This window comes from Nocardiopsis sp. LOL_012 (assembly GCF_048060475.1).
GTDB lineage: Bacteria > Actinomycetota > Actinomycetes > Streptosporangiales > Streptosporangiaceae > Nocardiopsis.
In genome coordinates this window covers 40,351-53,659 of sequence record NZ_JBHMIV010000011.1, presented here as the reverse complement: position 1 = coordinate 53,659, position 13,309 = coordinate 40,351, and the positions used below count along the sequence as shown (strand labels likewise).

Annotated in this window: 13 protein-coding genes; 9 read left to right on the top strand and 4 right to left on the bottom strand. The window is 73.1% G+C overall.

Going from position 1 to position 13,309, the window contains the following annotated elements; genetic code table 11:
* The first annotated feature begins 12 nt into the window (after window positions 1-12).
* The 7 genes from ACFHWE_RS09435 to ACFHWE_RS09405 all read left to right on the top strand — a co-directional run bounded on the left by ACFHWE_RS09435 (window position 13) and on the right by ACFHWE_RS09405 (window position 7,946).
* Complete coding sequence (locus ACFHWE_RS09435; RefSeq protein ID WP_416600440.1) at window positions 13-882, top strand: FAD binding domain-containing protein; 870 nt, start codon at window positions 13-15, stop codon at window positions 880-882.
* The gene (locus tag ACFHWE_RS09430) at window positions 873-1,388 is read left to right on the top strand and encodes a (2Fe-2S)-binding protein (RefSeq protein WP_416600332.1); all 516 of its coding nucleotides are present in this window, start codon (window positions 873-875) and stop codon (window positions 1,386-1,388) included. The genes ACFHWE_RS09435 and ACFHWE_RS09430 overlap by 10 nt, the downstream gene beginning before the upstream one ends.
* On the top strand, window positions 1,385-2,737 hold the full coding sequence (locus tag ACFHWE_RS09425) for an 8-oxoguanine deaminase (RefSeq protein WP_416600331.1): 1,353 nt from the start codon (window positions 1,385-1,387) through the stop codon (window positions 2,735-2,737). Before ACFHWE_RS09430 ends, ACFHWE_RS09425 begins: the two co-directional genes overlap by 4 nt.
* Window positions 2,734-5,148, top strand: coding sequence for a xanthine dehydrogenase family protein molybdopterin-binding subunit (locus ACFHWE_RS09420; RefSeq protein ID WP_416600329.1), 2,415 nt, complete (start codon window positions 2,734-2,736; stop codon window positions 5,146-5,148). The genes ACFHWE_RS09425 and ACFHWE_RS09420 overlap by 4 nt, the downstream gene beginning before the upstream one ends.
* 165 nt (window positions 5,149-5,313) lie before the next feature.
* Window positions 5,314-7,026, top strand: coding sequence for a serine/threonine-protein kinase (locus tag ACFHWE_RS09415; RefSeq protein ID WP_416600328.1), 1,713 nt, complete (start codon window positions 5,314-5,316; stop codon window positions 7,024-7,026).
* Window positions 7,027-7,040: 14 nt separating this feature from the next.
* Window positions 7,041-7,358 carry a hypothetical protein gene (locus tag ACFHWE_RS09410; RefSeq protein ID WP_416600326.1) on the top strand — a complete coding sequence of 106 codons (318 nt, stop codon included), beginning with the start codon at window positions 7,041-7,043 and terminating at the stop codon, window positions 7,356-7,358.
* 54 nt (window positions 7,359-7,412) lie between these two features.
* Window positions 7,413-7,946: an NUDIX hydrolase gene (locus ACFHWE_RS09405; protein ID WP_416600325.1), complete on the top strand. Its 534-nt coding sequence runs from the start codon at window positions 7,413-7,415 to the stop codon at window positions 7,944-7,946.
* A 188-nt stretch (window positions 7,947-8,134) separates the two neighbouring features.
* Here the strand turns inward: ACFHWE_RS09405 and ACFHWE_RS09400 are convergent, their stop codons facing one another.
* The 4 genes from ACFHWE_RS09400 to ACFHWE_RS09385 form a co-directional block, all read right to left on the bottom strand.
* Window positions 8,135-8,476, bottom strand: a complete 342-nt coding sequence (locus ACFHWE_RS09400) for a DUF5713 family protein (protein WP_416600323.1) — start codon at window positions 8,474-8,476, stop codon at window positions 8,135-8,137.
* 87 nt (window positions 8,477-8,563) lie between these two features.
* The gene (locus ACFHWE_RS09395) at window positions 8,564-8,848 is read right to left on the bottom strand and encodes a hypothetical protein (RefSeq protein WP_416600322.1); all 285 of its coding nucleotides are present in this window, start codon (window positions 8,846-8,848) and stop codon (window positions 8,564-8,566) included.
* Between the two features lie 143 nt (window positions 8,849-8,991).
* Entirely contained in the window at window positions 8,992-10,605 is a 1,614-nt protein-coding gene (locus ACFHWE_RS09390) for a DHA2 family efflux MFS transporter permease subunit (protein WP_416600321.1), read from the bottom strand.
* 150 nt (window positions 10,606-10,755) lie between these two features.
* The gene (locus ACFHWE_RS09385; RefSeq protein ID WP_416600320.1) at window positions 10,756-10,950 is read right to left on the bottom strand and encodes a hypothetical protein; all 195 of its coding nucleotides are present in this window, start codon (window positions 10,948-10,950) and stop codon (window positions 10,756-10,758) included.
* An 88-nt stretch (window positions 10,951-11,038) separates the two neighbouring features.
* On the opposite strand from ACFHWE_RS09385, the gene ACFHWE_RS09380 reads away from it, so the two are divergent.
* Together ACFHWE_RS09380 and ACFHWE_RS09375 are read left to right on the top strand one after the other, a co-directional pair.
* Window positions 11,039-11,650: a helix-turn-helix domain-containing protein gene (locus ACFHWE_RS09380; RefSeq protein ID WP_416600318.1), complete on the top strand. Its 612-nt coding sequence runs from the start codon at window positions 11,039-11,041 to the stop codon at window positions 11,648-11,650.
* A 130-nt stretch (window positions 11,651-11,780) separates the two neighbouring features.
* The gene (locus ACFHWE_RS09375; protein WP_416600317.1) at window positions 11,781-12,665 is read left to right on the top strand and encodes a class I SAM-dependent methyltransferase; all 885 of its coding nucleotides are present in this window, start codon (window positions 11,781-11,783) and stop codon (window positions 12,663-12,665) included.
* Window positions 12,666-13,309 lie beyond the last annotated feature (644 nt).

Here is a 13,309-nt window from a genome sequence, read left to right as displayed (position 1 = left end):
AGCGAGGACACTGTGGATTTCCTGAGTCCCTCCACACTGGAGGAGGCGCTCCAGGCCAGGGGCGCCCACCCCGGCGGGGTACCGATCGCGGGGGGCACCGACGTCATGGTCGAGCTGAACTTCGACCGGCGCCGCCCCGAGGCGCTGATCGACCTGTCGAGGGTGCCGGAGCTGGCCGAGTACGGCCCCGACGGGGGGTACACCCGCCTGGGTGCGGCCGTGCCCTACACCGCGATCGTGGAGCACCTGGCCGGACGCGCCCCGGCGCTGACCCGGGCCGCCCGCGCGGTGGCCTCCCCGCAGATCCGCAACCGCGGCACGGTCGGGGGCAACCTCGCCAGCGCCTCACCCGCGGGCGACGCCCACCCGCCCCTGCTGGCGACCGGCGCGGTGGTGGAGGTGGCCTCGGCGGCGGGACGGCGGCGCGTACCGGCGCGCGAGTTCTACACCTCCTTGCGCACCACGGCGCTGCGGGAGGACGAGCTGGTCACCGCAGTGCTGCTGCCCGAGCCGAAGGGGCCCCAGCAGTTCGCCAAGATCGGCACCCGCAACGCGATGGTCATCTCGGTGGCGGCGTTCTCGCTGGCCCTGGACGCCGAGCGGCGCACCGTGGGCACCGGACTGGGGTCGGTGGCGCCCACACCGGTACGCGCCGAGCGGGCCGAGGAGTTCCTGGCCGCCGAGTTCGACTGGGAGGGCGCCGCCGCGCCGAGGGAGGCGGTGGTGCGCCGTTTCGGCGAACTCGTGGCCGCCGCGGCCAGCCCCATCGACGACCAGCGGGGCAGCGCCGCCTACCGCAGGCACGCGCTGGCGGTCATGGCGCGGCGCGCCCTGGCCTGGTCGGTGACCGACTACAGGAAGGGGGCCGCGCGATGCGCGTGAGTTTCAACGTCAACGGTGCGGACGTGACCGCCGAGGACGTGTGGCCGGGCGAGAGCCTGCTGTACGTGCTGCGGGAGCGGTTGGGCCTGCCGGGCAGCAAGAACGCCTGCGAGCAGGGCGAGTGCGGTTCGTGCACGGTCTACTTCGACGGTGTGACGGCGTGCGCGTGCATGATCGCCGCCGGGCAGGCCCAAGGCCGCCGGGTGCGCACCGTGGAGGGCCTGTCCCAGGGCTCGGAGCGGGGCGGGCCGCGGCGGCTGGACGACGTGCAGGAGGCGTTCGTCGCGGCCGGCGCGGTCCAGTGCGGGTTCTGCACACCGGGCCTGGTGGTGCAGGCCCACGACCTGGTCGAACGCACGGTGGGCCGCGGCGGCCCGGTGCCCGGGGACGCCGAGATCCGCGAGGCGCTGGCGGGGAACCTGTGCCGCTGCACCGGCTACGGGATGATCGTCGACGCGGTGCGCCTGGCCGCCGAGCGCCGTGCCGCCTCCGGGGGCGGCACGTGAGCGGGGCAGTGGTCGTCGAGGGCGCGCACGTGGTGACGGTGACGGGCGCCGAGTACCCGGGCGGGCACGTGGTGGCCGAGGGCGGGCGCATCACCGCGGTGGGCCCGGGGCCCGCACCACGCGTACCGGGGGCCGAGCGTGTGGACGGCCGCGGCTGCCTGGCCACCCCCGGCCTGGTCAACACCCACCACCACCTCTACCAGTGGGCCACGCAGGGCCTGTTCGCCGACGGCACGCTCTTCGAGTGGCTGGTGGGCTCCTACCGGATCTGGCACCGGCTGGACGCGCAGGTGGTGGCCGACACCACCGCAGCGGGGCTGGCCCACCTGGCGCTGTCGGGGTGCACCACCGCCTCCGACCACCACTACATCTTCCCCGCGGGGCGGGGCGACATCGTGGCGGCCGAGGTGGCCGCCGCCGGTGAGGTGGGGCTGCGCCTGGACCTGGCACGCGGTTCGATGGACCGGGGCCAGAGCGCGGGCGGGCTGCCCCCCGACGAGGTCGTGGAGACCCTCCAGGGGGCGTTGGAGGGCACCGGGGCGGCCATCGACGCCCACCACGACCCGGCGCCGGAGTCGATGGTGCGGGTGGCGGTGGCGCCGTGCTCGCCGTTCTCGGTGAGCCGCGACCTGATGGTGGAGTCGGCGGCCCTGGCACGTGCCAAGGGGGTGCGGATGCACACCCACCTGGCGGAGACCCTCGACGAGCAGGAGCAGTGCCGGGCCGAGTTCGGGTGCTCCCCCGTGGAGTACGCCGAACGGCTGGGCTGGCTGGGCGAGGACGTGTGGCTGGCGCACGGCGTGCACCTGTCGGACGCCGAGATCGCGCGGATCGCCGCCACCGGCACCGGAGTGGCGCACTGCCCCAGCTCCAACGCGCGCCTGGGCGCGGGCATCTGCCGGACCACCGAACTGCTGGAGGCAGGCGCGCCCGTGGGCCTGGGGGTGGACGGCCCGGCCTCCAGTGAGCTGACGCCGCTGGCCGGGGAGATGCGCCAGGCGCTGCTGATGGCGCGGGCCCGCAGAGGGCCGCGGGCGCTGAGCGCGCGCGGGGCGCTGGAGATGGCCACGCTGGGCGGGGCGCGCGTACTGGGCCGCGGCGGCGAACTGGGGTCGCTGGCGGTGGGACGGCTCGCCGACATCGCCCTGTGGCGCGTGGACGGCTTCGGCCACGACGTGATCGACGACCCGGTGGTGGCTCTGGTGTTCGGCCCCACTCCCCCGCTGGAGCGGCTCATGGTCGGCGGCAGGACCGTGGTCGACCGGGGACGGCTCACCACCCTGGCGGCCGGGGAGGCCGCCGCGCGCGGCCGGGCCGCGCACCGTTCCCTCGTGAAGGAGGCGCAGTGACGGCGACGACCGCCCGTACGCTGACGGGCCTGTCCAGCACCACCGCCGACGGGGTGGGCGCCAGCCCGCGCCGCCCCGACGGAACGCTCAAGGCCACCGGGGAGTTCGCCTACTCCTCGGACCTGTGGATGGAGGACATGCTGTGGGGGGCGACCCTGCGCAGCCCCCACCCGCACGCCAGGATCCTGGGGATCGACATCACCGGGGCGCTGAAGGTGCCCGGGGTGGAGGCGGTGCTCACCCACGAGGACGTGCCCGGCGCCAAGCGCTACGGCCTGGAGTACCGGGACCAGCCGGTGCTGGCCTTCGGCAAGGTGCGCTACAAGGGCGAGCCCGTGGCGGTGGTGGCGGCCGACCACCCGGAGACGGCGCGCCGCGCCATGGAGCGGATCAGGGTCGACTACGAGGTGCTGGAGCCGGTGGGCGACGCGCGCCGGGCCGCCCACGACCCCGAGTGTCCGCTGGTGCACGAGGAGGGCGACCTGCCGGTCCGGGAGGACTACCGCCAGAGCGGCAACCGGGTGCGCCACCAGCCCATCCGCACCGGCGGCTTCGCCGACGCGGCGGGCGACGCCGACCGAGAGCGGCGGGTCCTGGAGGAGCTGCGGGAGCAGGCCGACGCCGTCGTGGCCACCGAGTACGAGGTGGGCATGCAGGACCAGGCGTTCCTGGGCCCGGAGTCGGGGATGGCGGTGCCCGCCGAGGACGGCGGGGTGGACCTGTACGTCGCCACCCAGTGGCTGCACGTGGACCAGCGCCAGATCGCCCCGGCGCTGGGGCTGCCCCAGGACAAGGTGCGGCTGACCCTGGCGGGGGTGGGCGGGGCGTTCGGCGCCCGCGAGGACCTGTCGATGCAGATCCACGCGTGCATGCTGGCGCTGCACACCGGCAAGCCGGTCAAGTTCGTCTACAACCGCGAGGAGTCCTTCCACGGCCACGTGCACCGGCACCCGGCCCTGATGCGCTTCGAGCACGGGGCGCGGGCCGACGGCACGCTGCTGTACGCGACGCTGGAGATCATCGTGGACGGCGGCGCCTACGCCTCGGCTACGCCCGCGGTGGTGGGGGTGGCCTCCTCGCTGGGGATCGGCCCCTACGAGGTGCCGAACGTGCTCGTGGACGCCTACGGGGTGTACACCACCAACCCGCCGTGCGGGGCGATGCGCGGCTTCGGCGCGGTGCAGGCGTGCTTCGGCTACGAGTCGCAGATGGACCGGCTGGCCGGGGAGCTGGGCCTGGACCCGGTGGAGCTGCGGATCCGCAACGCCATGGCGCAGGGTTCGCGGATCATCACCGGCCAGGAGGTGGAGGCGCCTCTGCCGATGGCGGAGATGCTGCGGCGTGCCCGTGCGCTGCCGATGCCGCCCGAGCGCGCCGAGCGGGCCGATCCGCGCACCCTGCCGGGCGGGGTGTCGGGGACCACGCGCGGCGAGGGCGTGGTGCGCGGTGTGGGCTACGGGGTGGGGTTGAAGAACCTGTGCTTCTCGGAGGGGTTCGACGACTACTCCACGGCGCGCGTGCGGCTGGAGTCGGTGGGCGGTGAGCCGGTGGCGCTGGTGCACACGGCCGCGGCCGAGGTGGGGCAGGGGCTGGTCACCGTCAAGGGCCAGATCGTGCGCACCGAACTGGGGGTGGAGACGGTGGTCGTCCACCCCGCCGACACCCGGGTGGGTTCGGCGGGCTCCTCCTCGGCGTCGCGCCAGTCGTACATGACGGGCGGGGCGGTGCGGGAGGCGTGCGCGGCGGTGCGCGCGGCGGTGTTCGCCCTGGCCCGCGGGCGCGGCGCGGTGCCCGAGGGCACGGACGACGCGGACCTGTCGCTGGCGGGCGGGAACCTGGTCTCGGCCTCCGGGGGCGTGCTGGTGTCTCTGGCCGACCTGCTGGCCGACGGCACGGTGGTGGAGGAGACCCGCGAGTTCCACCACCGGCCCACGGAGATGCTCGACCCCACGCGCGGCCAGGGCGCCTCCCACGTCCAGTTCGGGATGTGCGTGCACCGGGCGGTGGTGGACGTGGACACCGAGCTGGGGCTGGTGAGGGTGGTGGCGCTGGACGCGGTGCAGGACGTGGGCAGGGTGCTGCACCCGCAGCAGCTGGCGGGGCAGATCCAGGGCGGTTCGACGCAGGGGCTGGGGCTGGCGCTGATGGAGGAGATCCAGGTCCGCGACGGGGAGATCGTCAACCCCTCGTTCACCGACTACCTGATCCCCACCATCCTGGACACCCCGCCGATGCGCATCGACGTGCTGGAGCGTCCCGATCCGCACGCCCCCTACGGCCTGCGGGGGGCGGGTGAGCCGCCGACGCTGTCGTCGACGCCGGCGGTGGTGGCGGCGGTGCGCGAGGCCACGGGGCGGGCGCTGGTCCGGGTCCCGGTGCGGCCGGAGGACATCCTGGGCATCGAGCGGTGAGACGGGTGTGAGCGGTGTGGCTCCCGGGGCGTGTGTCGGGGGCCACACCGCCTACGCGGTGGGAAAAGTAATCGGACTGAGACCAGCGGTTCGGCGTCGCTTCGCGGCCCGGCGGCGTCAGAGTTGGGGAAAGGACCGCCTCAGGAGCGGTCGACCCTTCGACGCTTGGGCGCGACCATGACCACTCCGCTGACCCCTTCGGACCCCACACGTATCGGCCCGTACACGATCACCGCACGCATCAGCGGCGGCGGTCAGGGCATGGTCTACCTCGGTGAGACCGGGGAGGGCTCCCCCGCCGCCGTCAAGGTCCTGGCCTCGGACTGGGGCGAGGACGCGCGCCAGCGGGCGCGGTTCGCCCAGGAGCTGGAGGCGGCGCGCCGGGTGGCGCCCTTCTGCACGGCCGCGGTGCTGGACGCCGACATGGACGCGGACGTGCCCTACATCGCCAGTGAGTACGTTCCCGGGCCGACACTGCTGGCGGCGGTGCGCGAGGAGGGTCCGCGCGAGGGCGCGGCCCTGGACCGGCTGGCGATCGCCACGGTCACGGCGCTGACCGCGGTGCACGGGGCGGGTGTGGTGCACCGCGACTTCAAGCCCGGCAACGTCATCCTGGGCCCGGACGGGCCGCGGGTGATCGACTTCGGTATCGCCCGCGTGGACGACGCCACCCGCCACACCACCGGGATCGTGGGGACCCCGGCGTACATGTCGCCGGAGCAGGTGCGCGGCGCGGCGGTGGGTCCGGCCAGCGACCTGTTCGCGTGGGCGTCGGTGATGGTGTTCGCGGCCACGGGCAGCCGCGCCTTCCCCGGTGAGTCCACGATGGAGGTCGTCTCCCAGGTGGTGGAGGCCGAGCCGGACCTGACGGCGGTGCCCGAGCGGCTCCTGCCGGTGCTGGCGCGGTGCCTGGCCAAGGACCCGGCGGCGCGGCCCTCGGCGGCGGAGGTACTGGCTGTGCTGCTGGGGCACGGCACGGGCCCGGCTCCGGTGGAGGCCACCACCGTGATGGAGCAGGCGTCCACGGCCGTGGACGACGGTACCGCGGTGATCAGCCCGGTCGCCGCGGGGTGGGGCGCGGCGGCTGTGGCCGGGACCGCGCTGCTCCCGGCCCAGGACGGCGACCGGGAGGCTACGCGGGCACAGGAGGAGTGGGAGCGGACGGAGCAGTTCCTGTACGGCGGTGGTCCGGGCGAGGCCGCGGGCGCCGGCGGGGGCGCGCCGGCTTCGGTGACGCGGACCGGGGCGAGCCCGCTGCCGTCCACGGCCGGGATCGGGAAGGCCGCCACTCCCCCGGCCGGGCCGCCGACGGGGGTGCCGCCCGTGGCGGGGGGCGGCGGCCCGGCGGACACGGCGGGTTTCCAGGGCCACGGCGGTCGGCACAGCGGGCGCCGGGGCCGCCGCGGGCCCCTGGCGGGCGCTGGGGCGCTGGTGGTCCTGGCGGCGCTGGCGATGGTGCTGCTGTGGAACTACGGTGGCGGCCTGATCAGTGTGATCCCCACCGGTAGCGACTCGACGCCGGAGGGCACGCCCGTGGACGCTTCCAGCGACGCGGTGACCGATCCGGCCACGGAGGAGCCGAGCGAGGGCGGGGTGCACGAGACGCCCACCGGGGACGGCTGGACCGACTGCGCCGCCCACCCGGAGGCGCCGGAGTGCGCGCCCACCGAGGACCCGGGGTGCGATCCCCACCACGAGGACTGCGGCACGGAGTCCCCGTGGCCGACGGAGGACCCCACTCCCACCGAGGAGCCCACGGAGGAGCCGACCGAGGACCCCTCGCCGGGGGTGGAGGTCAACCCCAGTTTCGTGGCCACGGACTTCCCGATCCATCCGATCGACCCGGTTGTTCCGGTCTGGCCCGAGCCCGGGGTGTAGGCGCGGGGCTGTAGGTGTCGTCGCGGGTTTGGAGTTCAGCTCCATACCCGCCACCTTTATGTCGTAGATCTCTTAGTCGGAGCCTGCCCTGCCGTCGGGGTTCGCCTCAAGGCGAACCCCGGCCCCCTCAGCACGAAGGCAGGGCTGGGTGTCCCCAGTCCACCACGGTCCGCCCGCTGGCCGAGCGCATCGCCAAGCTCCGCAAGGCCACGCCGACCCTGGAGGTGCCCGCCGTGCTGCTGCGGCCCGACGGGCACGTGGCGTGGGTCGGGGACGACCAGCGGGACCTGGAGGAGCACCTGCCGACGTGGTTCGACGCCGCGTCCGGCTGAGCGGGGGCCGCACCTGTGGTCGGATGGTGCCGACACCGACCCGGGGGAGAACCTATGCGCTGGACCGTCCATTCCGAGAAACCGCTGTACACCGACCGCTGGCTGGACGTACGGATCGCGGACGTGGAGATCTCCGGAGGCCGCCGCCTGGACCACCGGCTGCTCCGCACCTCCCCCGCCGCGGGCGCCGTGGTGCTCAACGGCGCCGACGAGGTGCTGCTGGAGTGGCGGCACCGGTTCATCACCGACACGTGGGCCTACGAGATCCCGATGGGCGGGGTCGAGCCCGGGGAGTCGCCCCGGAAGGCGGCGGCACGCGAGGTGGAGGAGGAGACGGGGTGGCGGCCGGGGCCGCTGCGCCCGCTGCTGTGCCTGCACCCGTCCCCGGGGATCAGCGACAGCGAGCATCACGTCTTCTTCGCGGACTCGGCCGAGCGCGTCGGCGACCCGGCGGAGGACTGGGAGGCGGAGCGGATCGAGTGGGTGCCGCTCGCGGACGTGCCGGCGCTGGTGGCGGACCGGAAAGTCGTCAGCGGCACGTCGATGGCGGCGCTGCTTCGGGTGTACGGGGTGGGCCGCCCGGTGTGAGCCGGGCCCTGCCCGGGTGGGCGCGGGGACCAGGTCGTGCCCACTCTCTGACCGGGCGGTGTCACCACGGCTGTCGGCCTCGGTCCCCGGGTAGGCGGGGATCCGGTGCGTCGCCGAGGTTCGCCTCACGGCGGGATCGAGCGCCGAGGTGCGCCCTGCGGCGAACCTCGTATAGGCAAGAGGCCGGCTCACCACTCCCGGGACGCGATCAACTCCTCCACGTCGGCGTCCGCGAAGCCGTAGGCCGACGCGACGAACCAGAAGTCCCCGGCGATCTCCTCGCGCGCGACCGTCTCGATCTCGCTCCCGGCCGCGTGGAACTCCGCCTCCAGCCGGTTGAACTCCTCCGTCGCGGCGTGGGTGAGGGTGTACAGGGCGGCCAGATCGGACGGCCGGTCGGTCTCGATACGCTCGCACAGGCGCATCAGGATCACCCGGCCCCTGTCGACGACGTGGTCGGGGTAGTAGTCGTCACGGTAGAGCTGCCGCAGAAACGCGTACTGTGCCACCTGCTCGTTCGTGATCACCATGGCTCGTCCCTCTTCTCCTGGCCGCACCGGTCCACCGATGATGCCGCACGCCGCCGACAAGGCACGGGGATCTCCGGGTGGGCGCCGTCAATCGGTCCGGTGGACGGGACGGCCGCCGGGAGCCGAGGTCAGCCGGGAGCCGTCACCCGGCAGTGCCAAATCGTCCACCGAGACCCACTCACAGGAGCGGTGGGGGCGCGCGGGAGTGAGCCCCGCCCGCTGGGGGAGGAAGCGGTCCTCGGCGCCACCGTCCCCGGCATCCAGGCGCAGTACCGCGCCGCCGGTTCCGCCCGCGATGTCGACCAGGATCACATCGTCGCTCGCGGAGATGGACTCGTCGAAGTTGTCCGTGGTCAGGTCGATGGTATTCACGAGTACTACCCCCGCATGTGCTCGGGGGCGGGGTTGCGCTCACCAGGGCACGGGCCCGTCGGGCACTCCACGATGTCGCGGAGTGCCCAACGGCTGCCTGCCGTGCGGGCGGCGGGCTCCGTTCACGGGGTGTTGCTGTGATGTCAGCGGGCGGCGACGCTCTCCGCGGCTCCGGCCTCCGGGGGCACCTCCCCTTCGGCCGCCATCGGGGTGGTGTTCTTCGGGCCGCGCAGGGCGACGTAGACGAGCAGTGCGACCATGACGGCGACGCCGACCCACATGGACTGCTGCCAGCCGTCGACGAAGGACTGCTGCGCGGCGTGGATCAGGTCCTGGGCACCGCTGCCGGTCTCGGGTGCGACCTCGACGGCGTTGGCGATGCCCTCGCGGGCGGTGTCCGCGGCCTGGCGCGGAACGCCGTCGAGCTTGTCGTCCATGGCGCTGCGGTAGCCGCCTGCCAGGAGCGCGCCGAGCATGGCGACGCCCAGGGCAGTGCCCAACTCGCGGGTGACGTCGTTGAGGGCCGAGGCCGCGCCCTGCTTGGCGCGGGGCAGGGAGCTGGTGATGGCCTCGGTCGAGGGCGTCATGGACAGGCCCATGCCGATGCCCATGGCGAACATGCCGGCCAGGATGGACAGGTAGCCGCCTTCGACGGAGGCGAGCAGCGCCATCAGCGCGAGGCCGAGGGCGGACAGGGCGACGCCCACGGCCATGGTGGAGCGGGCCCCGATCTTGGCGGCCATCTTCGGGGCCAGGGCGGACGCCATCATCATCATGACGGCCATGGGCATCATCGCCACGGTGGACAGCAGGCCCGACCAGCCCAGTACGGCTTGGAAGAAGGGGAAGAGGACGACGGCGACGCCGGCCTGGACGCCGAAGACGACGAGCAGCGTGATGGAGCCGCCGGCCAGGCCCCGCTCACGAAAGAGGCGTACATCCAGTAGGGAGGCGTCGCCGCGGTGCAGTTCCCAGGCCACGAACGCGAGTGCGGCGATGACGCCGACGGCCAGGCTGATCAGGGTGACCGGATCGGCCCAGCCGCGCTCGGGGCCTTCCTGCAGCACGAAGATCAGGCCGGTCACGGCGATGGCGGACGCCAGGGCGCCGATGGCGTCGAACGTATGGGCGGAGCGTTCACGGGAGTTGGGCACCGACTTCAGTGTCATGGCCAGCGCGATGGCGCCCAGGACCACGGGCAGGACGAACAGCCACCGCCAGTCGGCGACGTCCACGAGGAGCGCGGAGAGGAACATGCCCAGGATGCCGCCGCCTCCGGCGATTCCGGTCCATACACCGACCGCCTTGCCGCGCTGTTCCGCGGGGAAGGTGGAGGTGATGACGGCCAGCGTGATCGGCATGATCATCGCGGCGCCGATCCCGGCGGCCACACGGGCGGCGATCATGACTCCGGCGGACGGGGCGAGTCCGGCGACGGCGCCGGCGGCTCCGAAGACGATCAGTCCGGTGATCAGCATGGGCTTGCGGCCCAGGCGGTCACCGATCGCGCCGAGCGGCAGCAGCAGCGCGGCCAGGGCGAGAGTGTAGATGTTGATGATCCACAGGACGGTGGTCTGCGAGGCGCCGAATTCGACGGCCATGTGGGTCTGGGCGACGTTCAGCCCGGATACCGAGGCGATGACAGCCATCAGGGCCATCGAGACGGTGATCAGGATCGCGCGCAACTGACGCGCGTCCGGTGCACCTGCGCCGCTGGGCGGCGCGCTCGCCGCCCGAGGAGACTGGTTCGTACTCATGGTTTCCTTCCCGAAATGGGCATACGGGGTCGGCGCCGGGACAGGGCCGGTCGCCATGTCGGTCAGAGGGGCTTTGCGGAGTGGACCTGCTCGCTGCGCGGATCGCCGGGGCCCGGCCCCGCGCGGGTCTTCAGCCGTGGCGCTCGGGTGTCAGCCGCTGCACTCCTGCGCGGCGGCGAGCACGGCGTCGGTGTCCGCGGTGGCCAGTCGGGCGTTGATGTGGGCACCGGCCGCAGCGGAGGCACCGACCTGGGCGGTGAGATCGGTGGCGTTGCCCGACGCCCACAGGCCCACGGTCCTGGCAGGCAGTGTGTCGCTCTCGCCTTGGGGAGTCTGCGCAGACATGTCGCGCCCTTTCGTCGTAGCGGGCCCCGTTGGGCCATCCGCATTCGACGGTAGACCCGATTTGCATTAAGGGCATACCATGTTGCTCATGAAGCAAGAAGATGGACATCTGGACGGCCTCGTACGCAAACGGATCCGGGCTCTGCGGGTCGCACAGGGCTGGTCACTGGAGGAACTGGCCACCCGGGCCAACCTCAGCCAGTCCTCGCTGAGCCGCATCGAGAACGGCCAGCGCCGCCTTGCGCTGGACCAGCTCGTCACCCTCGCCCGAGCCCTGGACACCACGTTGGACCAGCTCGTGGAGAACGCCGCCGACGAGGTCGTCATCAGTCCGATGATCGACGGAACGCACGGCCTGATGCGCTGGCCGATCAAGGGCGACCCGGGGATGAGCGTGATGCGCCAGCGGATGACCGATCCGCCGCCCGACAACCCGGCCCGCATGCGCGCCCACCCCGGCCGTGAATGGCTCGTCGTGCTGTCCGGCACCGCCATCCTCATGCTCGGCCACCGGCGCTTTCGCATCGAGACCAATCAGGCGGCCGAGTTCCCCACCATGATGCCGCACGCCATCGGCGCCGAGGGCGGGCCGTGCGAGATCATGGGGATCTTCGACCGCGACGCTCGCCGCGGCCACCAGAAGGACCCTGCCAACGGCACGGAAGCCGACCGTGGAGGCATCCAGGACCCCTGGGAATAGCGGACCGACACCGCTTGGAAAGCCTCTGCGCCATGGGTGATGTTGCGCGCCGGGCAGTATCCCCACCGACTTTCTTGCGCATTAAGCAAAAAGTCGTGCGGTATACGCATATCGCATTTACGGTGGCGCCATGACCCGAACTCACCAGCACACCTCCCGTCCGCGCCAAGGCGGACACCACGGCCATGATCGCCACCGCGAGCACAGCGACGGCGGGCAGGCGGAGATCCTCGAACTGGATGCCGAGGTGCTCGCCGAGCACACAGCGGCCATCACCGGCTGGCTTCCGCTGACCGGCGAGCCGCGCCAGATCGTGGACCTGGGCTGCGGCACCGGCGTCGGTGCCTTCGCACTCCTCGACCGCTTCCCCGACGCGTACGTCACCGCCGTCGACTCTTCGGCCGGCCATCTCCAGATCCTGCGAGAGAAGGCACGCGCCCGCGGTGTCGAGGAACACGTACGGACCGTGCAGGCCGACCTCGACGGCGCACGGTGGCCCGACCTCGGCACACCGGACCTGGTGTGGGCCTCCGCGGCGATGCACCACATGGCCGACCCGGACCGCGCTCTGCGGAGCGTCCACGAACTGCTCGCCCCCGGGGGCCTGTTCGCCGTTGTCGAGCTCGCGGGCTTCCCCCGCTTCCTGCCCGCCGACGCCCCCGAGAACCGGCCCGGCCTCGAAGAACGCGCCCATGCCGCGATCGACAGTCTCCACGCCGAGCGCGTTCCGCACCGCGGCGCCGACTGGGGCCCGATGCTGACCGCCGCCGGCTTCGCCGTCGAGGGCGAGCGCACACTCGCCGTCGCCGTCGAGGGCGAGCGCAGCGAGGCCATCGGCCGGTACGCGCTGAGCAGCCTCCAGCGCATCCGCGGCGCAGCCGCCCCCGCCCTCAGCCCCGAGGACCTCACCGCACTCGACGAGCTCCTCGACAGCGACAGCCCCCGCAGCCTGCTGCGCCACGAGGAGCTCGCCGTACGCACCGAGCGCACCGTCTGGGCCGCCCGCCGCACCTGAACCCGGCCGCCCCGGTTTGCCTGCCGGGGCGGCGCAAGGACCGAATCGCCTGACCCATCGACAACGTAGGACCTGCGGAGCGAATGGCAGGGCCAAGGTCGCCGCCAACGCCAAGATCACCACCCCGGCCCACGCACCCTTCCGGGCGTCCCCGGCGCGTGGCGCACCACCGAAGCCGGAGATCCGACCGTGAAGGCCAAGGCCGACGACGGCGTGCGGGCGGCCGACAGCCCGGTCGACGGAACAAGCACCATCCCCCTCGGCAGCCAGGACAGTTGACGGCGACGCCCCCGCGCGGTCGAGGTGTCCGGGGCCCCGGCACGTCGCCCGTGCGCGTGTCCACCCGGAGGCGGTGGTACCGCTCCTCTCCGCCCGCGGTCCCACCCGTGGTCGACGGTCATGAAGTCGCGGCCGTCCGGAGACAGGCCCAAGAGACAGCGGTCGTTCCAGCCGTAGTCACTCACCGCCGAGTCTTCCTCCGGCCAAGTGGCACGTAAGACCGACACACCGTCCCGCCCTTCGACGACGTCGAGCAACACGGTCTTGTGGCAGTACGCCGAGGCAGGACAGGGTGGTCGCGGCCGGGACAGCAGGAGACGCATCGCCGTGAACCTATACCCCTTTCGGGGATATTCGGAGTATTG